Annotated in this window: 22 protein-coding genes; 7 read left to right on the forward strand and 15 right to left on the reverse strand. The window is 40.3% G+C overall.

Features of this window, described 5'->3' with window-relative positions:
- Positions 1-97: 97 nt before the first annotated feature.
- Positions 98-457, forward strand: a complete 360-nt coding sequence (locus ACHABW_RS14085; protein ID WP_435755909.1) for a DUF2512 family protein — start codon at positions 98-100, stop codon at positions 455-457.
- A gap of 354 nt (positions 458-811) precedes the next feature.
- Here the strand turns inward: ACHABW_RS14085 and ACHABW_RS14090 are convergent, their stop codons facing one another.
- The 10 genes from ACHABW_RS14090 to ACHABW_RS14135 form a co-directional block, all read right to left on the reverse strand.
- On the reverse strand, positions 812-1,192 hold the full coding sequence (locus ACHABW_RS14090) for a RidA family protein (RefSeq protein WP_435755911.1): 381 nt from the start codon (positions 1,190-1,192) through the stop codon (positions 812-814).
- Positions 1,193-1,332: 140 nt separating this feature from the next.
- On the reverse strand, positions 1,333-2,295 hold the full coding sequence (locus ACHABW_RS14095) for a biotin-dependent carboxyltransferase family protein (RefSeq protein WP_435755913.1): 963 nt from the start codon (positions 2,293-2,295) through the stop codon (positions 1,333-1,335).
- Positions 2,292-3,059 carry a LamB/YcsF family protein gene (locus ACHABW_RS14100; protein ID WP_435755915.1) on the reverse strand — a complete coding sequence of 256 codons (768 nt, stop codon included), beginning with the start codon at positions 3,057-3,059 and terminating at the stop codon, positions 2,292-2,294. Before ACHABW_RS14100 ends, ACHABW_RS14095 begins: the two co-directional genes overlap by 4 nt.
- The gene (pxpB, locus tag ACHABW_RS14105) at positions 3,040-3,807 is read right to left on the reverse strand and encodes a 5-oxoprolinase subunit PxpB (protein ID WP_435755917.1); all 768 of its coding nucleotides are present in this window, start codon (positions 3,805-3,807) and stop codon (positions 3,040-3,042) included. Before pxpB ends, ACHABW_RS14100 begins: the two co-directional genes overlap by 20 nt.
- A 246-nt stretch (positions 3,808-4,053) precedes the next feature.
- The gene (gene coaA, locus ACHABW_RS14110; RefSeq protein WP_435755920.1) at positions 4,054-5,010 is read right to left on the reverse strand and encodes a type I pantothenate kinase; all 957 of its coding nucleotides are present in this window, start codon (positions 5,008-5,010) and stop codon (positions 4,054-4,056) included.
- Between the two features lie 295 nt (positions 5,011-5,305).
- Positions 5,306-5,488, reverse strand: coding sequence for a hypothetical protein (locus ACHABW_RS14115; protein WP_435755922.1), 183 nt, complete (start codon positions 5,486-5,488; stop codon positions 5,306-5,308).
- Positions 5,489-5,537: 49 nt separating this feature from the next.
- A complete protein-coding gene (locus tag ACHABW_RS14120) occupies positions 5,538-6,401 on the reverse strand; it encodes a transglutaminase family protein (protein WP_435755964.1) in 864 nt (287 codons plus the stop codon).
- A 32-nt stretch (positions 6,402-6,433) separates the two neighbouring features.
- Complete coding sequence (locus ACHABW_RS14125; protein ID WP_435755924.1) at positions 6,434-7,387, reverse strand: alpha-E domain-containing protein; 954 nt, start codon at positions 7,385-7,387, stop codon at positions 6,434-6,436.
- Entirely contained in the window at positions 7,380-8,840 is a 1,461-nt protein-coding gene (locus ACHABW_RS14130; RefSeq protein WP_435755926.1) for a circularly permuted type 2 ATP-grasp protein, read from the reverse strand. Before ACHABW_RS14130 ends, ACHABW_RS14125 begins: the two co-directional genes overlap by 8 nt.
- A gap of 164 nt (positions 8,841-9,004) precedes the next feature.
- A complete protein-coding gene (locus ACHABW_RS14135; protein WP_435755928.1) occupies positions 9,005-9,772 on the reverse strand; it encodes an SDR family NAD(P)-dependent oxidoreductase in 768 nt (255 codons plus the stop codon).
- Between the two features lie 185 nt (positions 9,773-9,957).
- On the opposite strand from ACHABW_RS14135, the gene ACHABW_RS14140 reads away from it, so the two are divergent.
- The 4 genes from ACHABW_RS14140 to ACHABW_RS14155 all read left to right on the forward strand — a co-directional run bounded on the left by ACHABW_RS14140 (position 9,958) and on the right by ACHABW_RS14155 (position 14,350).
- Complete coding sequence (locus ACHABW_RS14140) at positions 9,958-11,472, forward strand: FAD-dependent oxidoreductase (RefSeq protein WP_435755930.1); 1,515 nt, start codon at positions 9,958-9,960, stop codon at positions 11,470-11,472.
- A 269-nt stretch (positions 11,473-11,741) separates the two neighbouring features.
- Positions 11,742-12,911 (forward strand): M20 family metallopeptidase, encoded by a 1,170-nt coding sequence (locus ACHABW_RS14145; protein ID WP_435755932.1) that lies wholly within the window; start codon positions 11,742-11,744, stop codon positions 12,909-12,911.
- Between the two features lie 140 nt (positions 12,912-13,051).
- Positions 13,052-13,309, forward strand: a complete 258-nt coding sequence (locus ACHABW_RS14150; protein WP_435755966.1) for a PilZ domain-containing protein — start codon at positions 13,052-13,054, stop codon at positions 13,307-13,309.
- Positions 13,310-13,675: 366 nt separating this feature from the next.
- Positions 13,676-14,350 (forward strand): type 1 glutamine amidotransferase domain-containing protein, encoded by a 675-nt coding sequence (locus ACHABW_RS14155; protein WP_435755935.1) that lies wholly within the window; start codon positions 13,676-13,678, stop codon positions 14,348-14,350.
- Between the two features lie 194 nt (positions 14,351-14,544).
- Here ACHABW_RS14155 and ACHABW_RS14160 read toward each other — a convergent pair whose 3' ends face one another.
- Together ACHABW_RS14160 and ACHABW_RS14165 are read right to left on the reverse strand one after the other, a co-directional pair.
- Positions 14,545-16,194: a glutamine--tRNA ligase/YqeY domain fusion protein gene (locus ACHABW_RS14160; RefSeq protein ID WP_435755937.1), complete on the reverse strand. Its 1,650-nt coding sequence runs from the start codon at positions 16,192-16,194 to the stop codon at positions 14,545-14,547.
- A 311-nt stretch (positions 16,195-16,505) separates the two neighbouring features.
- Positions 16,506-17,696, reverse strand: coding sequence for a class I SAM-dependent rRNA methyltransferase (locus ACHABW_RS14165; RefSeq protein WP_435755968.1), 1,191 nt, complete (start codon positions 17,694-17,696; stop codon positions 16,506-16,508).
- A gap of 320 nt (positions 17,697-18,016) precedes the next feature.
- Here ACHABW_RS14165 and ACHABW_RS14170 point away from each other — a divergent pair, with 320 nt between their 5' ends.
- Positions 18,017-18,670: a queuosine precursor transporter gene (locus tag ACHABW_RS14170; protein WP_435755939.1), complete on the forward strand. Its 654-nt coding sequence runs from the start codon at positions 18,017-18,019 to the stop codon at positions 18,668-18,670.
- On the forward strand, positions 18,660-19,148 hold the full coding sequence (gene queF, locus ACHABW_RS14175; protein WP_435755941.1) for a preQ(1) synthase: 489 nt from the start codon (positions 18,660-18,662) through the stop codon (positions 19,146-19,148). The genes ACHABW_RS14170 and queF overlap by 11 nt, the downstream gene beginning before the upstream one ends.
- 227 nt (positions 19,149-19,375) lie before the next feature.
- Here the strand turns inward: queF and yidC are convergent, their stop codons facing one another.
- The 3 genes from yidC to ACHABW_RS14190 form a co-directional block, all read right to left on the reverse strand.
- On the reverse strand, positions 19,376-20,197 hold the full coding sequence (gene yidC / locus ACHABW_RS14180) for a membrane protein insertase YidC (RefSeq protein ID WP_435755943.1): 822 nt from the start codon (positions 20,195-20,197) through the stop codon (positions 19,376-19,378).
- Positions 20,143-20,508 (reverse strand): hypothetical protein, encoded by a 366-nt coding sequence (locus ACHABW_RS14185; RefSeq protein ID WP_435755945.1) that lies wholly within the window; start codon positions 20,506-20,508, stop codon positions 20,143-20,145. The genes yidC and ACHABW_RS14185 overlap by 55 nt, the downstream gene beginning before the upstream one ends.
- Positions 20,509-20,630: 122 nt before the next feature.
- A complete protein-coding gene (locus ACHABW_RS14190; protein WP_435755970.1) occupies positions 20,631-21,386 on the reverse strand; it encodes a hybrid sensor histidine kinase/response regulator in 756 nt (251 codons plus the stop codon).
- Positions 21,387-21,487 lie beyond the last annotated feature (101 nt).

The following is a 21,487-nucleotide window of genomic DNA, read 5'->3' on the forward strand; positions in this document are numbered from 1 at the left end:
GAGTCATCTCAAAACAACAGCTAAAAGTTTGCTCTTCGTAATTTTACATTTATTGAGATGCCCATTTGATCGGTAATAATAATTTGGAGGGACTTTTATGATTGGCTTAATTATTAAGATATTTGTTTGCCCGATAACAGTAATGATAGCTTGGTTAATATTCCCCAATGTCGAATACTCTACGATATATCAACCAATTATTGTTGGTCTGATTTTAGCGTTTTCGGCTCATGTGATGGAAGTATTTATTCTTAAAAAAGGTACCTTTTGGTTAAGTGCAATCCTCGATTTCATTGCAGCAACGGTTATTGTTTATGTTGTATCGTTCTTCCAAGTTGCACAAGTAAGCTTTTTCGGCGCAATATTAACAGCAGTTTTGCTTTCTGTAACTGAACTCGTTCAACACAATTGGTTAATCAAGTCCGGTAGAACTGAAAAATCCCCTAATCCAACATAGGAAAAACGCAAATCCTATCTTATATGTTTTGTTGCTTTATTAGTATGGAGCGTTGTTTGGAAAAATTACCGCTCCCTTGGAACATTCTTGAGGGCCGTGAAAAAGTCGATTTACACTTTTTCACGGCCCTTATATTCTTCCACAATGAAATACAAAAAGTTATGAAATATTGCCTTTGTTAAACATAGGGAAATGATGTTACAAACTTCGATCTATTTTTACATAAAATGGAACAATAAAAACAAAAGTGAAGGAGAAGAAGTGCAATCGTACTTTAACCCGGTGAGTGCATTACCCTAAATGTGAAAAGAAGGTGTTCCAAAAGATCTTTTTGACCTTTTGAACACCTTCTGTTTACTTTTTCTTTGCAATGACCTCAACTTCAACCAAGGCATTTTTAGGCATACGAGCAACTTCCACAGCACTTCTAGCTGGATATGGTTCCTCTAAATAAGAGGCGTAAATTTCATTCACCTTCGCAAAGTCGTCCATATTTTGCATGAAGATCATCACTTTCACAATATCAGTCATATCGCAATCTGCTGCAGCTAAAACTGCTTTGACGTTATCCATTACTCGATGAGCCTGTGTTTCCAATCCTTCTACCATTTCTCCTGTTTTAGGATCCAGACCAATTTGTCCGGAAGTGTAAATGAAGTCTCCAATCTGAATTGCTTGTGAATATGGACCGATTGCTCCTGGTGCTTCGTTTGTTTGAATTGGTTGTTTACTCAAAGTTATCCTCGCCTTTCGAATAGTTTTAATTTGTGCTTCGTTTATTTAAAAATTGTTTTTAAAATACGGATTTAAAGCTACTTGTTTCCTCGTTTAGTTTCCGCTAAATACTTCTGATAATACCTGTTTGAACTAAGCTGTTACCTTTGTTTTATCGCCATTTCAAGGACCTTGCATACATTTGCTTCTGCTTCTAGACAACGATGCGCTTCTTCCAACGTAGTTTTTTCGAAAGTAATGGTTTGACCAGGGAGAAGTTGCGCAACTCTCCATAAATCGTGCGAGATAATTGTACCGATTTTTGGATAGCCACCCGTGGTTTGGCGATCTGCCATGAGAATAATTGGCGCTCCTCCCCGTGGCACTTGGATAGAACCAAAAGCAACCGCATCTGAGAGAATTTCGCCATCTTTTTTACGTTCCAGACCCTTCCCCTCTAAACGATACCCCATTCGATCAGATTGGGCAGTAATCTTGAAGGTCTGGTTGTAGAAGTCTTCTTGAGAATCTTGCGTAAAAAACTCTGCTTGCTCATCAGGAATGACTCGAACAATTTGATGAGGTCTGTAATAAGCACGAAGAGAATGACTTAAGTGTTTTCCGCCTCTTTTTTTCAGGATCGAATCTTTTAAAACTATCCCTGGTACTTCATCTCTGCTATTTAGCGCTTCCCCATCAACGCCGCCTAAAACTGCCCGGACATTAGTTGAACGGCTTCCTAGTATTTTATCTGTTTGAATACCGCCTGCTATCGCTAAATAAGACCTCGCACCATGTTTCGGCTTCCCAAAACGCAGCTCTTGTCCTTTTTTTACATAGATACTTTGCCACATCATAACTTTCTTACCGTCGATTGTCGGTGATAAATTTGCACCGGTCAGTGAAATAACGGTGTTTTCCATAAATGAAACGGTTGGGCCTACCATGGTTATTTCCAAGACTGCTTCTTCCCGGTTATTTCCTGCCAGCAGGTTGGCCAGCTTAAATGCCCATGGGTCCATTGGGCCGGATGGGCCGATTCCAAACTCCTGATAACCATGCCTGCCTAAGTCTTGAATGGTCGTATGTAATCCCGGATCAATGACTTTCATAAGCGCAGTCATCGGCTCACCGATTCTATTTTTATCTCAGCCTCTTGAAACATTTCTGTTAAATGCTGCACAAAATTCAGTGCGTGTATCCCATCTCCATGAACACAAACCGTATCTCCATGAATAGGAATTTCCGTTCCATCCACTGTTGTCACAAGATTATCTTCAATCATTCTTTTTATTTGTGCACTTGCAATGTTTTTGTCATGAATAACGGCATCAGGAAAATTCCTTGGAGACAAAGTGCCATCTGATTGATACGTCCGATCTGCAAAAATCTCTTCCGCTACGTGTAAACCATATTTTTTTCCTGCATGAATTAATTCGCTGTTTGCCAGTCCATACAAAATCAAAGCAGCATCAGTGTCATAAATAGCTTTCGCGATTGCCTCAGCTATCACAATATTCGTTGCTGCCATATTATAAAGGGCACCATGAGGTTTCACGTGGTGAAGAGAGCCGCCATGGATATGAGTGAATCCTTTTAGAGCATTCATTTGATAAATGATCATATTATAAACTTCGTCAGCCGAGACTGCCATTTCACGTCGACCAAAACCAGTGAGATCTTGCATACCAGGGTGGGCTCCAATCGCGACACCTCTGTCTATCGCCATTTTAACAGTTTTATTCATCACATTGTAATCTCCTGCATGAAATCCGCAGGCAATATTAGCCGAACTGATGTAAGGAAGGATTTCCTCATCTTGACCAATTTTATAGACTCCAAAGCTTTCTCCAATGTCACTGTTTAAATCAATTTTTCTTTTCTCCATCTTGGTCATCTTTCCTCCCTTCATCATTCTTCCATTCGATACGCGGCTCAAAAATCCCTTTTTTATCTTGATGTATTATTTTATCAAACTCGGCCTGTGAGATAGATTGAAAGGTTAAACGATCACCTGATCTCAGCAGACTTGGAACTTCCTCATCTTTGTTAAATAACGAAACTGGCGTCCTGCCGATAATTTGCCAACCGCCGGGAGAGGTTAGTGAGTATACTCCTGTTTGTTTCCCTGCAATCCCAACAGATCCATGTTCTACTTTTCTCCGTGGGTTTTTCAATCTCGGCGTCGCAATACCTTCATCCATTCCCCCTAAGTAAGGAAATCCGGGGGCAAACCCCATCATATAGACAAGGTATTCCCTTGATGTATGCCGATGGATTACCTCTTCTTCATTAAGGTTGTGGTAATCAGCTACAGATGAAAGATCCGGTCCTTTATCGCCGCCATATAAAACTGGAAGAGTGATTTTTCGATAAGTCAAAAATTCTTCTTTATGAGTTTTTTGAGCTTTCATTAACTCGGTCTTCATTTGATTAATTCCCTGAACAATCAACGGGTCATAAAAAACAGTTAAAGTAGTATATCCTGGAATCATTTCCTCTATATAAGGGTACTGTTCCTTGTTTTTAAGCTCATGAAAAGTTCTTCGAATATCTGCATTTATTTGTTCGGACATTTCTCTTGCAAAGGTCATCCTTATTGCCCGGTCACCTACCAGAGAAAAGCTGGGATACATCCTGAGCCCCCCATTCTTTATAAAACTTCAGCTTAAAGCTTTCCTTAACATTATCATTCACAACTGTGAAACTGCAAACCGGTTACTCTATCTTATGAATAAACCATCATGTACCATAACGCCGGTGCTGAAAAAGAGTGATAGTCACATTACAATCACCGGTGCTGCATACAAACTAAAAGGGCACTAAAAAGTAATCTCAACTTTTTTAGTGCCCTGCTTCTGGTTCGGAGGTAATACGTGTCGCTATAACTTCCGCATTTTAATTTCAGTAACTAAGTGGTGGACACCTTTTTTAAGAATTAAATCCGCCCGATGGCGCGTAGGCAAGATGTTTTCATGAAGATTTTTACGGTTTATTCTTTCCCATATATCTTTTGCCATATGGTAAGCCTCTTCATCATTTAAGTCCGCATACTTTTTAAAATAGGACAAAGGGTCTCTGAACGCCGTTTCTCTTAATGTCTTAAATCGTTCTACATACCAGTGAAGGATATTCACTTCCTCTGCATCGACAAAAATAGAGAAGTCAAAGTAGTCGGAAACATAGACTTGATCGTCATATTCACCCTCCGCACGTTTTGGAGGCTGAAGAACATTAATTCCTTCGATAATCACAATATCAGCCTCTGTAACTACTTGTTTCTCATCATGAATAACGTCGTATGTAAGATGAGAGTAAACAGGTGCTTCCACATGAGATTTTCCGGACTTCAATTCTTCTAAAAACTTGAGTAAGGAATGGACATCATAACTTTCAGGAAAACCCTTTTTATTCATGATCCCCCGTTTTTCAAGCTCTGCATTCGGGTATAAAAAACCGTCCGTTGTGACGAGATCCACCTTGACGTCCGTATCCCAGCGTGAGAGTAGTGTTTGAAGTACACGGGCGATAGTACTTTTTCCTACTGCTACACTTCCTGCAATACCAATAATATAAGGAACCTTCTTCTCCTGTTTTTGCAGAAAGATGTTCCGACTTCGATAAAGCTCTTGAGAAGCTATGGCGTGCAGGTTAATTAGCCTCGTCATCGGTAAATAAATATCCGCTACCTCGTCTATATTCAGAACATCATTAACACCTTTTAGTCGTTCAATTTCTTCCGGAGTTACTTCCATTGGATAGGATTGGCGTAGCTTTGCCCACTCTTGGCGATTAAAGGTCATAAATGGCGTCATATTTTCAATTACTCCCATTGTCATAGCGCACCTCATTAAATATATAGCTTACGTCATAAACATAGTTATGATTCTCTCTCTGTGTTTGTATCCCTTATTTTAACATGATTCATTTAGTACGTCAGTCTATTTTGCTCACACGATGAAATCGCTTTCTATATTATACCTGTTTCCTCTGGAAAGTTCTATAAGAAGCTTTGGAGGATTTCAACATTTGTCGTTTTGATTTTGCCAATGTCATTTAGAGGGTGTAATGCTGGTAGCCAATGTTTTCTGCGACTGCAGGAGCACCTACCGATATTTCTCTTCCCAACCTCCCTTATACTCGCTCATTCTCTCGTTTTCTAGGTGCTACTTTTGTAGGTGCTACCCCGGTAGCACCTACCGATATTTCTTCTTCCCAACCTCCCTCATACTCTCGTTTTCTACCTGCTACGTTTGTAGGTGCTACTCCGGTAGCACCTACCGACGAGTAACCCCAGGAGCCCCAACCTACCACCAAAAACAACAAAAAACCTGGAGCACTTTCTCCTCCAGGTTTACAAAACTTATTACCTTAGACCATTCTGCTCCAGTAATTGCACGCCTACTTTCACGTCAAGTGTGTGTTTACCGCCTCGGTAGACACCTTGTAATGGGCTCATGTCTTGATAATCACGGCCTACACCGATACAGATATGATACTCCAGTGCTTCCACATTGTTTGTCGGATCTAGTCCAACCCATCCTATGCCGGGAATCATTACTTCTACCCAAGCGTGCGTAGCTGAGTCCCCTATTAATGCAGAATCTTCCCCCACATATAAATAGCCACTGACGTAGCGGGCCGGTAAGCCCTTTGCCCGTAAAATACCTAACATGATATGCGTTAAATCCTGACAAACACCTCTTTTTAAAGTAAAGGCTTCATTCGCTTTTGTATCGACACCGGTTGCATCCGGATCATAGGTAAATGAATCGTGCATATATTGCATGACTGCCAACGCGCATTCTATTGGATTGTCAAACGTCCCAATTGCACGATTGACTTCCTCGATTTGTTCTTTATATAAGAAAGTGAAATCCGTTTCACTTAAAGAGGCTAAATAATGTTGATGAAATAAATCTGATTTAAAGATACTTTCCATTTCAGGAGAGAACTGCACCATTCGAATAAACGGACTTTTTTGAATACTGACGACCGACGTTGTTTTTACCATCAGCTCTTGATGTTTCTCTGCGATAAAAAATGTTTCCACATGGTTTCCCCATAAGTCGATATGTTCCTTCGTTAATGTTACCGGTGTAATGTCAGGCCGGTACGATAATAACCGCTGACACTCATCTGTCCGTGGCTTTAATCGAATGTGGTTCAGGCTCTGGTCTACAAATGTATCATAATGTAGATGATTGACGTGTTCTACTTGATATTTCATCATTATCCTCGCTAACCTCCAACTTACCCTCGCTATTCAAACAAATAATATGTTTTCGAAAATACATAACCAATTCGATTACAATCATTTTGAAATCGATCTAAAAATGGTTCCATTTCCTCTGAGGTCATACGTTGAAATTTAATTTTCATAAATTCATTACTTACATGGTCTATCGCATCAAAAAGTTCCTCCGAATAATGGGAGACCTTTCCGTCCTCAAGACCCTTCACCGCTTCTCTCACATGATCCACACAATACTCAATCGAGCGAGGGAACTGATGATAAGAAATAAGGAACGGCAACACGTACTTTGGCTCCATCGTTGGCGGATATTTCTTTAAATACGCGTCATATCCATTTACAAACTGCAAGGCACTTAACCAATAATAATATTGATTCGTTTGCGTAGCTTCTTCTTCTTCTCTCGTCTTTTCACAGACGACGTTCAGAATTCGTGCCGTTTTCTCTCCTCGCTCCAGCCATTTTCCGATCTTCATAAATTGATATGCGTCTTCTCTTGGCATGACTCCCTCTATTATACCTTGGATCGTAAATGATAAGGTCTTTACTGACTGTAAAAACGAGTGAATTTTTTTCATCGACCAATAAGCTTTATAGTCCTTGTTCATTGCCAGGTAAAATTCGTTTAACGCTTCCCACAATTCTAAAGGAATAATTTCTCGAATGGATCTCGCGTTATTTCTAGCATATTCTATACAGTTTACAATCGAATTAACATTTGTCTGATCAAACGAGACATAATGGGCGACGGTCTCCGGCAAAAAATTATCATATGTTTGATGATACTCCTCGATGGAAGAGGTAATCTCTACGATCGCTTCCCAATCACCAACTGCAATACCATCCGAATCTGGTAGTTCCAGTGCATTTATGAGTCGGGATTCGAGGATTCGTGCGTTACTCTCCGCTCTTTCAATATTCCTGGACATCCAATAAAGACCATCCGCTACTCGACTAAGCATCCTCTAACTCCCCCTTTTGAAGCACCCATGTGTCTTTTCCTCCACCGCCTTGAGAAGAGTTAACGACGAGAGATCCTTCTTTTAAGGCAACTCTTGATAAGCCACCCGGAAGAACATGTGTCTCTGCACCTGACATGACATAAACACGCAAGTCCACATGACAAGGATAAAACCTTTCTTTTTGGAATGCAGGTGCTCTTGATAGTTGGATCGTTGGTTGTGCAATGTATTGTTCCGGAGTTTCCAGAATTTTTTCACGAAATATTTTTAATTCCTCTTCCGTAGCATGGGGGCCAATCAACATGTCATATCCGCCGGACGCCCCGACGTTTTTGACGACCAGTTCTTCCAATCGCGATAGCACATCCTTGCGAACTTCGGGATCGCGTAAGAAATACGTATCGACATTTGGGATGAGAGGTTCTTCGCCTAAATAATAGCGAATCATATCAGGGACATATGCATACATCGCTTTATCGTCCGCTACCCCGTTTCCTACGCCGTTTAATATGGCAACATTCCCTTTTCGATATGCCCTCATCAGCCCTGGAACACCTAATTCAGAATCTGGATTAAACTCTTCCGGATCCAAATAGTCATCGTCAATACGGCGATAGATAATATCGACGCGCTGCAAGCCACGTGCGGTTTTCATGTAGACGACATTCCCTTTTACGAGCAAATCTCTGCCTTCTACTAGCTCAATCCCCATTTGTTGAGCTAAGAATACATGATCATAATAAGCAGAGTTGAACATGCCCGGTGTTAAAAGAACAGCTACTGGCTCCTTCGCTGGGTCTGCATTTCTAGGTTTGTGACTTACTAACGATTCATGCAAATAGGACATTTGATGCTCTAAAGTTTTGATAGAATGTTCAAAGAAAAATTCCGGGAATACTTTGCGCATGACAAATCGATTTTGGAAAACATAGGACATGCCTGACGGATTACGAAGATTATCCTCGAGTACGCGATAAACTCCATCCTGATCACGAATCAAGTCAATTCCACCTAGAAAAATATGGTTAATATGCGGAATATCTAAACCTTTCGCTTGCTCATCGTAAAAGTAAGGGTTCGTCTCTACTAATTCACGAGGTATAACTCCATCTTTCAGTATCTTTTGTTCATTATAGACATCTTCTAAAAATAAATTTAAAGCTTTCACACGTTGAGTGATTCCTTTTTCAATTTTACTCCACTCATTCCGTGTGAGTACAATTGGAATAAAGTCAAATGGCATCGTTCGTTCAGTTCCACCTTCGTCATGATAAACCGTAAACGTAATACCTTGTCTTAAAAAACTAAGCTGCGCCGTCTCATGCTTCTCACGAAGGTCTTCTATCGTAAAACGTTGTAAGATATTGTTAAACTTTTCATAATGCCGCCTTGGTTCGTTCGAATCAACCATCATTTCATCGAAAAATGATCCTACCCAATAATCACTTAACATAAAAGGCCCCCTCTATAAATTAATTTTCAGAAAAGTCTGATTATTATTCTTGTCCTTTTCCCTATAACCTGGAAAACGAAACTTCAAACAAAGGAAGGCATGTCCCGATTTATTTTTTGAATACTCTGACTCTATTATAACAGAGACCGCCAATCACCGGTATGTTAGTCTTTTGGCAGTCTTAAAGCACCATCCAATCGGATCGTCTCCCCATTTAACATCGAGTTCGAGATGATTGCTTTGACAAGAAGAGCATATTCATCAGGATTTCCCGTTCGATCCGGAAACTTTAACTCGTCTTTTAAAGCATCTTGCGTTTGTTTGTAAAGTGACTCGAACATCGGGGTTTGAAAGATCCCTGGAGCTATTGTCATCACCCGAATACCACATTCGGCCAGTTCTCTGGCAAGAGGAAGAGTCATACTAACGATTCCACCATTTGAGGCACTGTAAGCCGCTTGACCTGATTGACCCTCAAAAGCAGTGATAGAGGCTGTATTAATAATTACACCCCTTTCGCCATCTTCATTAGGTTCATTGTCCTTCATCACATCCGCAGCAAGTCTAGTCAGATTAAATGCGCCGATGAGGTTCCCGCGGATAATCTCTGAAAAGACATCAAGACTATGAACCCCTTGTTTTTTCAACACCTTTTCAGAGTGCGATATACCTGTTGTATTTATCATCCCTTGAATCGCACCATATCGTTCCATTCCCCGTTCCAAACTTTTTCTGACTTGGTATTCTGACGTAACATCTGTTTTTTCAAAGTGTACGCGTGAACCAATGTCCTCCTGAACGGCTCTCCCGGATAACTCGTTGTAGTCTAAAATTAAAACTAAAGCACCGAAATGAGTAAGCATTCGTACTGTTGCCTCACCTAGACCAGATGCACCGCCGGCCACAACAAATGTCGAACCCTTCATATCCATTTTCTCATCCTCCTTGAGTAGTCAGAACAATTACCTTATAGTCAGTATTTTTTATAACATCTCTAAAATCCTTCTTTTAGTGGAAATTTGTTGAAATTTATTTCTTTTCTGTCGCATAGAAGCCTGCTTCAATACAAACACTAGTTAAATACTAGGTTTCTAAGAAAGGCAGGGAAATAATCATTATGTCCGTTCAAAAACATGACTCATACTGGCTTGATTCAACAAACTTATCCCCTCACGAACCTTTAACCGAGAATATTAAAACGGAGGTAGCCGTGGTTGGTGGAGGAATAACAGGTATTACCGCTGCTTATTTACTGGCGAAAGAAGGTAAAAAAGTCATTTTACTTGAGGCTGATCGTCTGTTTCATGGAACAACAGGATTTACGACTGCAAAAATCACTTCCCAACATGGTTTATTTTATGATGAACTTATTCAACATGTCGGAGAAGAAAAAGCTCGAATTTACTATCAAACGAATGAAAAAGCGAAAAAGTTTATCGAATCTATCGTCAACGAACACAACATTGACTGTGATTTCGAGAAAAAAGATGCAGTTCTCTATGCCGTTTCAAAGAAATCGAATGAAAAACTCGAAAAAGAAATTAAAGCCTATGAAAAACTTGGTATTCCGCATGAAGTAGTCCACGAGCTTCCTTACAATGTAAAAATAGAGCGCGCTCTTCACATGAAAGATCAAGCCCAGTTCCATCCCCTTCACTACTTAAGCTTTTTAGTTGACGAGTTTCTTAAATTAGGTGGAAAATTGTTTGAACATACGGTGGTTGTCGATGTTTTAACGAATACAACCGGAGATCAGCCCAAAACATTAGAAACCCGTGATGGTCACACGATTACTTGCGAGCATCTTTTATCCTGCTCTCACTTTCCGTTCTATGACAGAGAGAACCTCTTCTTTTCACGTCTTCATGCAGAGCGTTCTTATATTGTAGCTGCTAAAGGCAAGGACGTGCCTGGAATGTACATAAACGTTGACAGTCCGTCACGATCGGTCCGCTCCGTCAAAATTAAAGGAGAAACCCATCTTTTACTTGGGGGAGAAGGTCATAAAACGGGGCAAGGTAAATCGACAATTGAGCACTTTCAAGCTTTAGAAGCCTTCGGTCGTGATGTTTTCGGATCTGAAGAGTTTCCCTTCGAATGGTCCACACAGGATTTGTACACGCTAGATAAGATCCCTTATATTGGAGTTCTCACTGGGAATATCACGAATAGTTATGTTGCAACAGGTTACCGCAAATGGGGCATGACGAGCGGAACTGCTGCTGGCTTGATATTAAGGGATTATGTTTTAGGCCATGAAACGGAAGAAATGGATCTTTATCAGCCGGATCGTTTTATCGCAGATCCTAGCGTCAAGCAACTACTGAAACATAATTCTGATGTAGCTGGTCATTTTCTCGCCGGTAAAATAACACCTTCCGAGAAAAAACTGGAGGATGTACAAGTTGGTGAAGGCATCCATGTTGTCTATGACGGCCTGAAGTCAGGCGCCTATCGAGACGACGATGGAAAACTGCATATAGTAGATACAACTTGTAAACACATGGGCTGTGAAGTTGCCTGGAACTCCGGGGAACTTACTTGGGATTGTCCATGCCACGGTTCTCGCTATAATTTCGACGGTACAGTCATCGAAGGACCTGCGAAAGAGCCTTTAGACAAATTATATTAAACGAAAGAAGGAAGAGCGTGCTACAAATGTGCCGCTCTTTCTTCTATTTCTAATAAATAAGAAAAATGGTGCTTCTTAAAATGAGGAGAGGCCTCCCTTAATACGTTCGGCGTAAAGAGGGCTCTCAACTTTACTTTTTCCTTTAATAAGAGATAAATATTTAATAAACCACCACTATACTAAACTTTAAGTTGCAGTTGTTTAGAATTTTAGGCACACTGAAGCTATGAAAGTTTGAAAAAACATATTTGAAAGAAGGCTTCTATACAATGAAGGATTCCATTATTCACTCTATCGATAACAACCGGGACTCATTTTATAAGATTAGCCAGTCTATTGGCCATAACCCAGAGCTTGGCAATGAAGAATATCATGCTAGTAATCTACTCATAACCAAATTAAAAGAACATGGTTTTTCCGTAACTGAAGGTATAGTAAACCAACCTACTGCATTTGAAGCAGTCTACGATTCGGGTTTACCCGGTGCAAATGTCGGCTTTATGTGCGAATATGATGCTCTTCCGGAAATCGGCCATGCTTGCGGCCACAATTTGATCGGAACGCAAGGCATTGCTGCAGCAATAGGGCTAGCCTCTGTATTGTCCGAAACGGGAGGGAAAATTTTTGTTTACGGCACCCCTGCCGAGGAATCAAACGGTGCCAAGGTGACGATGGCAAACGAAGGAAAATTTGGTCATTTAGATGCAGCTTTAATGGCACATCCATCTGGAGATTACGTGACAAGCGGTACTTCCCTGGCAATGGATGCGATCCAATTTTCCTTTTACGGAAAAAGTGCCCATGCCGCCGCTGCCCCTCATGAAGGAATCAATGCACTGGATGCCGTTATTCAAACTTTTACAAGTATAAATGCTTTGAGACAGCATGTAACGCCCGATGTTCGGATACACGGGATCATTCCCGAAGGAGGCAAAGCTGCAAACGTCGTTCCTGATTATGCCGTTGCTCAGTTTTATATCCGTGCAAACGAGCGTCGAACCCTAAGCCCTGTGACAGAAAAAGTTATTCAGTGTGCACGAGCCTCTGCTTTAGCAACAGGCGCTAAATTGGAAGTTTCCAATTACGAATATTCCTATGATAATTTAATAACAAACGAGCCTTTATCTTCTATTTTCACAAAACAGTTAACGTTTTTAGGTATCCCAACCGATGAAATTCACTCGAACCAAACCGGTAATGGCTCTTTGGATATGGGGAATGTTAGCCATCAATGCCCGTCTATTCATCCATATGTTCGAATCAGTACTTTGCCGATTAGCCCTCATACACATGGCTTCCGTGAAGCTGCCTTGAGTGATGAAGGTTTTGAAGGAATGCTGATTAGCGCTAAAGCTCTGGCATTAACCGGATATGAAGTATTATCTAATGACGGGAACCGTCACAAAATAGCGGGGTTTTTTCAAGAAATTAAGGATTAAGCAGCAGGGAATTAATGTGCGGTCCTAAAGGTGATGATCCATTTGAAACGTTATAAACGCAAGGAATCTTTGCGATTTGAATTTGCACAGCCAATAGATACGAGCTTCTATATTAGTCGTTTGAAAGGAAAAGAGCTTAAATCGCCAAATGGAAAGGGGTAATTCTCAATGTGAGCCCTGGTGGCTTAAAACTGGAAACAAACTTGGACCTTCCCGAAGAAATAGAAATAAGCTTGATTTTTGACATTGCGAACCACTCATTTCATCCGACTGGTTTGATCTCTTGGCGAAAGAAAGAATGGAATGGCTATCATTATGGGATAGACTTTTTAGAGGGGCACGATCAACCTGATTTAATCGAAGCGATTAAAGAATATCAAAGGCAAAACAGAGCATAGAGAGACTCTGCAAAAAGGTAGTTTTTTTACCTTTTTGCACAACCTCATTTAAACAAACTCTTAGAGTAAGGAATGAACTCTTCTAGATGAAAAAGTATAGGGAATTATTCAAATGCAATTTGACTTCTTGCTTTGATGCTTTACGCGCGCAATTCTTCAACCTTTTCTGCAAAGCCACATCCCGCGATTTTTCCTCTATTACTTATTCCCCAAGAGTTGCCACCTTTAGCTTCTTCGACTTTCCTCACCAAAAGTAACTCCGTTTTCTAAAACAAAATACACCTTGAAAATTTCAATGTTTATGAATAAATAGTTAGAGGGAATATACACATAGAATGAAGAGTTTTTTTGAGGAGGAATATTGGCATGAGAAAAAAAGTATTAATTATCGTGACAAGTCACTCAGTCATAAAAGACAATCAGGCAACTGGTCTTTGGCTAGAAGAATATACAGCTCCATATGTCACTTTCGTAAAAAATGGGTTTGATGTAGACGTCGTAAGTATGACTGGCGGACAGGTGCCATTGGATCCTAATAGTTTACCAGAAGAAGAGAAATTTGAATGGCAGGAAGCACAATCCAAATTAGTGAACACGGAAAAGTTAGCAGATGTCAGTACTTCTGACTATGACGCTATCTTCTTACCGGGTGGACACGGTACGATGTTTGATTTCCCATACAACCCGACTCTTCGCAGTGTTCTTGAAAAACACGCTGATGCAGATAAAGTAATCGGTTCTGTCTGTCACGGCCCTAGTGCTCTTGTGAATATTACTTACAAAGATGGTACCCCGATTGTGAAAGGTAAAAAAATCAGTGCCTTTACTGATGATGAAGAGCGGGAAATGCAGTTAGATCTACATGTTCCCTTCTTATTGGAAACAGAATTAAGAGCTAAAGGCGGGGAATTCGTCAGAGGCGATAATTGGAGCGACTTTTCGGTTCGTGATGGAAACTTAATTACTGGACAAAATCCTCAATCGAGTCAAAGTACGGCTGATAAAGTTGTCGAAGCGTTAAATGATAAGAAAAACGCATAGCGTCTTTTATTAAATACAGCGTCAGCTTCCACCACCTCGAGTAGCACCTACGTAGTACGTGTAGGTGCTACTCGAGAGGAGGGTGTTTTTCCCTTGATACGTGCGGTGTGAAGGTAGCTGCTGATTTTATAAATTCTGGTGTATCTCTTAAAAAACCCGTGCGAGAGTTATCGCGCGGGTTTTTTTATGGAAATTTATAATTTAAAGGAACTTTTTAACTCAACGATTCGGTTGAAGACAAGCATCTCTTCTGTTGTATGTTTTGGATCTACGTTAAAATAGCCATGACGGAAAAACTGGAACTTATCCTGCGGTTTTGCATCCTCCATATTAGCCTCTACATAGCCATGAGTAATCTCAAGTGAATCCGGATTCACAAAGTCAAGGAACGAATCGCCCTCTCTCTCATCCTCAATTAACGAATGATACAAACGATACTCAGCTTTTTTCGCTTGCGTTGCCTCAACAAAATGAAGGGTCCCTTTCACTTTACGGCCCGTAAATCCTGAACCACTTTTCGTTTCAGGGTCATACGTGCAATGAATCTCAATTACATTTCCTTCTTCATCCTTAATGACGTCGTTGCATTTGATGAAATAGGCATGCTTTAACCGGACTTCATTTCCAGGAAATAAACGAAAATACTTCTTTGGAGGATCCTCCATAAAGTCGCTCTTTTCAATATAAATCTCTCGGGAAAATGGGATTTTCCGCGTCCCCATTTCTTCATTTTCCGGATTATTATCCGCATCCAGCCACTCGACTTCTCCTTCAGGATAATTTGTAATAACGACCTTTAGAGGGTCTAGAACCGCCATCGTACGAGGTGCTTTTAGTTTTAAATCTTCACGTAGGAAGTGTTCAAGCATACGAACATCCACCAGGTTATCTGACTTCGCGACACCAATCTCGCGTGCAAATGTCCGAATGGATTCTGCCGTGAAACCTCGACGTCTTAAACCTGATATAGTGGGCATCCTTGGATCGTCCCAACCATCCACATAGTTTTCATCTACAAGTTGCTTAAGCTTTCGTTTGCTCAGCACAGTATTTGTTAAATTCAGGCGCGCAAATTCATATTGTCTTGGTGTGGCATGAATCTCACTATGTTCCACCACCCAGTCGTACAATGGACGTTGATCTTCAAACTCCAGCGTACAAAGGGAGTGTGTCACCCCTTCAATAGCGTCCTCTAATGGATGCGCAAAGGAATACATCGGATAGATGCACCATGTGTTGCCTGTGTTATGGTGTTCCGTATGTGAAATACGGTAAATAACGGGATCTCGTAAGTTAATATTTGGAGAACCCATGTCAATCTTAGCGCGGAGAACTTTTTCTCCATTAGCAAAGTCGCCATTTTTCATTTTCTCAAAAAGTTCAAGATTCTCTTCCACACTTCGGCTTCGGGAGTCACTTTCTTTTCCAGCTTCATGCAACGATCCCCGGTACTCGCGAATTTCCTCTTGTGAGAGGTCTTCCACGTAAGCCATCCCTTTTTTAATTAATAAGATTGCCCGACTATACATTTCCTCAAAATAATTCGAGGCAAAGTGTAAGTTATCCCACTCATAACCAAGCCAAGAAATATCTTCTTTAATGGCATCAACGTATTCTTGGTCTTCCTTTAAAGGATTTGTGTCATCAAAACGCAGATTGATCTTTCCGTTGAATTCTGCTGCAAGTTCAAAATTCAGTACGATAGATTTTGCGTGTCCGATATGCAAATAACCATTTGGTTCCGGTGGGAATCGAGTAATAATTTCCTTGTGTGTCCCGTTTGCTAGGTCTTCTTTGACAATGTGTTTAATAAAATTTGAGGTATTACTTGTATTTTCACTCATTCAATTCACCTTTCTGGTACCAAATTTCTATTGTTGCGTGATCCCGATTTTATCAAAATAACTTCTATTTACCGTTATATCACACTTAACGTTGGATATCTATGGAACATTCAATCATAGGCATATTTTAATACCTTAAGTGATTAGGAATGTCCTGATAATATTAAAAAGTTGCATCTGCGGCTACTCATTGCAGGTCAGGCAGTTTTTGTAGCAGTTGGCAATGGCTTCGTTCGCTCCTCGTCCGCTATGAAAAACCTATAGCGGACTTTAAAACATGGAGCGACAAAGCTCATTGCTTTTGGGTTGTCTTATGAGACAACCTTTATAAACAAAACCTTCAAGTAGTCTCCGTCTGGGTACGTCGAGGTTACTCGGTAATCATCTGGTAAAGAAAACTCCTCGACAATATTGTAGCCGAGCCCTGTCTCTTTAAACGCCTTATCTATAAAAGTGCGGAACTTCTTTCTTGAAACGCCAGCATGATTCGTGGAAGCGATGATCAGACCATTGCTTTCAGTAATCGCTATGGCTTCCTTCAAAAGATTTGTGTAATCCTTGGCTGCACTGAATGTCATTTTTTTCGATCGCGCAAAACTTGGTGGATCTAAAATAACCATCTCATATTTGTGCTGTTTTCTCCCAGCAAATTTAAAGAATTTAAACACATCATCAACAATAATGTCCTGTGCCTCATAATCCAACCCATTAATGCTGAATTGCTCAATTGTTTTCGGTAAGCTGCGATTTGCCAGATCGACATTTGTGGTTTTCGTCGCTCCACCCATCGCTGCAAATACAGAAAAAGCACCCGTATAGGAAAATGTGTTTAATACCGTGCGTCCTTCTGCATAACGGTCACGAATAGCCTGCCTTACCTCCCGTTGATCCATGAAGACCCCAACCATCGCACCTTCGTTTAAGTAGACTGCGACATTGACTCCATTTTCCTTCACTATTAAAGGGAATTCTCCACGTTCTCCAGTAATAAAGTCATCATCATCAAGATATTTCCCATTGGTGGCAAATCGTTTCTTCTCATAAATTCCTCGATAATCTGTTTGTGTTTTCAGTGTCTGTACAACTTCATCCTTAAACTGATAAATTCCTTCGCTGTACCAGTGAATCACGTAAAAACCAGCAAAGTAGTCAATAGTTACTCCACCGATGCCGTCACCTTCCCCATTAAAAACGCGAAAAGCTGTTGTATTCGGGTCATCAAAATACTTTCTTCGAAGTCCCAATGCTTTAACAATTTTCCGATCAAAAAGAGATTGGTCAATATTTTCATCATGTTTATTCGTCAAAACCCAACCGACACCTTTATTTTGTAACCCATAATAACCCTTGCCTATGTATGTCCCTTGCTCATCAACCACATTTAAATGCTGTCCCTCTTTGGTCAACACCTCAGCATTTACCAACGCATCCTTCATGATTAACGGAAACCCCGACTGATATTTATCAGCTAACTTCATCTTTACTTTCACAGTTGTCTCCATCACTTGGTGCCTCCAATCCACTAGTATGTCCTAACATATCATAACGAAAATTATATAAAAAAGAAATAAACCAACACCTATGAAGCCTAGGTGGACGACTTTACTAAAAACTTCCTACTTACTTTTAGGTGTAAAATGTGCTAAAGTAGACGATTGAGCGGAGTTCGCAACCATCCTCCGCTATAAAAACAAAAACTAGGAGCTGAATAAGATGGAAAATAATATTGTCGTTTTAAACGAGAGTCAGGATGACACTGCCTGTCTTTTTTGCACGCCATTTACTCTAGGTAACTCTGTCTTTAATAAAAGAGGTGTTTGCCTTGAATAAACAAGATAAGCTCATTTTACTCGTTGGGATTTTCTTTACGGCGTTGTTCGTGTCAAATGTGGTATCGGTGAAACTATTTACCGTTGGATCTGTCGTATTAACTGCGGGACTGTTAACTTATCCATTAACGTTTTTAATTACAGACTCCATTTCAGAAGTTTTCGGTAAAAGTACTGCGAAGAAAGTTGTCCTGATTGGGTTATTCACAAACCTTATGATGCTAGTGTTCTTCTTTGGTGCTGTCCAACTACCGCCAGCTGAGTTTTGGGGAATGCAGTCGGAATTTGAAATGATTATAGGCGCTGTTCCAAGAGTAGTTGCGGCTTCTCTTATTGCTTATTTTTTATCTCAACTATTCGATGTCCATTTATTTCATAAACTCAAACAAGCAACGAATGGCAAACACTTATGGCTTCGTAATAACGCCAGCACCTCTGCCAGTCAGTTATTAGATTCCACAATCTTCGTTACAATCGCTTTTGCGGGAACGATGCCCTTAGGAGCCTTGGTATTTATGATCGTGACACAATACCTTGTAAAATTAGTGATTGCTTTAGCAGATACACCATTTGTTTATATGACAGTGAAGTGGCTCAACAAAAAAGACCAAGTCACTGAAACGGAGGGATCAACTTATGTCTCATAACCGAGAAAAAGAAGTCAGCCTACTGGGTAATATGAATGTCGAATACAAAATGAATTATGATCCGACGATACTCGAGGAATTCGAAAACCGTCATCCTCAACGTGATTATTTTGTGAAGTTTAATTGTCCAGAGTTCACGAGTCTTTGTCCAATAACAGGTCAACCGGACTTTGCAACAATATATATTAGCTATATTCCCGATAAAAAAATGGTTGAAAGTAAGTCGTTAAAGCTTTATTTATTCAGTTTTCGCAATCACGGAGACTTCCACGAAGATTGTATGAATAAAATGGTCAATGATTTGGTTGAACTGATGGATCCACGATATATCGAAATATGGGGAAAGTTCACTCCACGTGGCGGTATCTCGATTGACCCATATGTGAATTACGGAAAGCCCGGCACCAAATACGAAAACATGGCCGAGCACCGTTTAATGAACCACGATATGTACCCGGAAAAAATTGATCATCGTTAACTAACATTTGTTTTCACAGAAAAAGTGGTGTCATAAGGTATTGTACCTTTGACACCTCTTTTTTATAAGGTGACTTATAAAATTAGCAGCTACCTTCACACCGCAAGTATCAAGGGAAAACCACCCTCATTACGAGTAGCACCTACACGTACTACGTAGGTGCTACTCGTAATGAGGGTGGTTGAAGCAGACGCTGTACTTAACAAAAGACGGCTATGCCGTTTTTCTTATTTATTACCTAACGCTGTATTTAACGCAAGCTGTTTTTCACGGTACATCCATTTGAACAAAGCCGTTTGGAAGATCAAGAACAGACCACCAATTGTCCAGTATAAAGGCATTGCTGCAGCGACAGAAAAAGAGAAAACTCCCATCAAAACAGGTGTAATATATCCAAGCATCGCCATTTGTTTTTGCTGTTTCTGATCCATCCCGATTTGAGAAACTCTAAATTGGATGAAATATACGATCCCCGCCAGAAATGGCAAAATCCCATCCGGTTCTCCCAGATTGAACCATAAAAAGCTGTGTTGAGCGATCTCAGGTGTCCTCATAATCGCATAGTAAAAGCCGATTAATATCGGGAACTGAATAAGCATCGGCAAGCATCCCATAGAAGTAATAGGATTAAAACTGTGCTTTTGATAAAGGGCCATCATTTCTTTTTGCATTTTTTGCTGGTCTTCTGATGACTTTTTCTCTTTGTATTTTTCTTTTATTTCATTCATCTCAGGCTGGATCACGGCCATCTTTGCCCTAGAAGCAAGCTGTGTTTTCTGCTGTCTCATCATAAGTGGCATGAGTACCATACGAAGCAAGAGTGTCATAAACACTATCGATAAACCATAGTTCCCACTGAAAGCATCTGCCAGGAACTTGATAGAAAACGAAAAAGGGAAAATAATATAGTGATTAAATACCCCTGATGTGTCAGCACTAATTGGGTCCATATTTACCTGGCAACCAGTCGCTACCATTAAAACCATCAAAGTTATTATAATGAGTTTGCTATATTTTGAAAAACGGGTGAATACAGATCTTTCTTCCACAATAATATACCTCCTCGAATTGGTTGTTTGCTTGGATTCGAGAAGGACAAATAATCGGAATCATCCTCAGGACCTTCTTTTCGTTTCATGATTCTGGTTATCCACGTACGCCGTTTCACATTGTGATCAGCCATTAGGTTTTCCGAACCGCTTAATTGTTCACATACACTTAGTTTCTTTTGTGACATATGACGATTGGCTGCACCGGACTCTTGAACCATAAAATGTAAAAGATGCGCACCCGCAAATGTCATATATAAACTTATCGTTATGAGAGCTGGCACTAAATCATGGGATATTTCGAACATCATCTGTATTCACCTCCTTCTATGAAAAATGGGAATTCGCTCGTACTGAAAATTAGATAAGTAAGCCTATTATCAACTATAGATCAGTAAAAGTCAAAGTCCTATATATTAACTCCTGAGTTGCTCTACTCTTCTTCCGGAAATAAGATTTCTCCATCTTTGCCTTCTTTTGATTGGATAAAATTTAACAGTGTTTTAGAAAGATCCTTAGGTGGATATGGCTTTGTCAGATACTCATTCACTTGGAACCTTTCCACCTTTTCAACTGACTTGTCCAAGGCAGAGGAAATAATGATTGGTAATTGCACCGTATCTTCGTTTTCCTTTAGTTGTTTGATAAGTTCCCAGCCATCCATATCGTCTCCTAACATTAGGTCGACTACAACCGCTGCCAGGGGTTGCTTCAATATATCAGTATAGGCATTTTTCGGATCATAATGATGAAGCACTCGAAATCCACTAGCTTTTAACTCCTCCGATAGTAAAAGGGCTAGACTCGTATCATCTTCAATAATCATCACCGTTTCCCCGTTTTTCAAAGGAACTTCTGGTGAACCTTTAATGACTGTACCCTTATCTATCGTATTATCCGAATCGAGTGGAATGCTAAAGTAGAATGTCGAGCCTTCTCCTTCTTTGGATTCCACCCACATTTCTCCCTCATGCCTCTCGACAATTTCTCTTGAGATAGCAAGTCCCAATCCGGTTCCAACGATTTTTTTACGGTCACTTTGATCAATTCTCTGAAACTTATTAAATAGTTTCTCCAATGCTTCATCAGGAATTCCTAATCCGTAATCCCTGACACTCACAATCAAATGGTTCTGCTCATTTTTCAATGTGAGGGTTATCTCCCCACCGTTTGGTGAGACAAGTATTATAAGGAAGGAGAAAAATCCATAGCTTTAATTACTCCTTGTTAACGGAGGACATTTGTCTAAATCGACTAATAATGACGCTTCTGTTTTTCTAGAAGGATTGA

Source organism: Salipaludibacillus sp. CF4.18 (assembly GCF_051262595.1).
GTDB classification, from domain to species: domain Bacteria; phylum Bacillota; class Bacilli; order Bacillales; family Salisediminibacteriaceae; genus Salipaludibacillus; species Salipaludibacillus neizhouensis.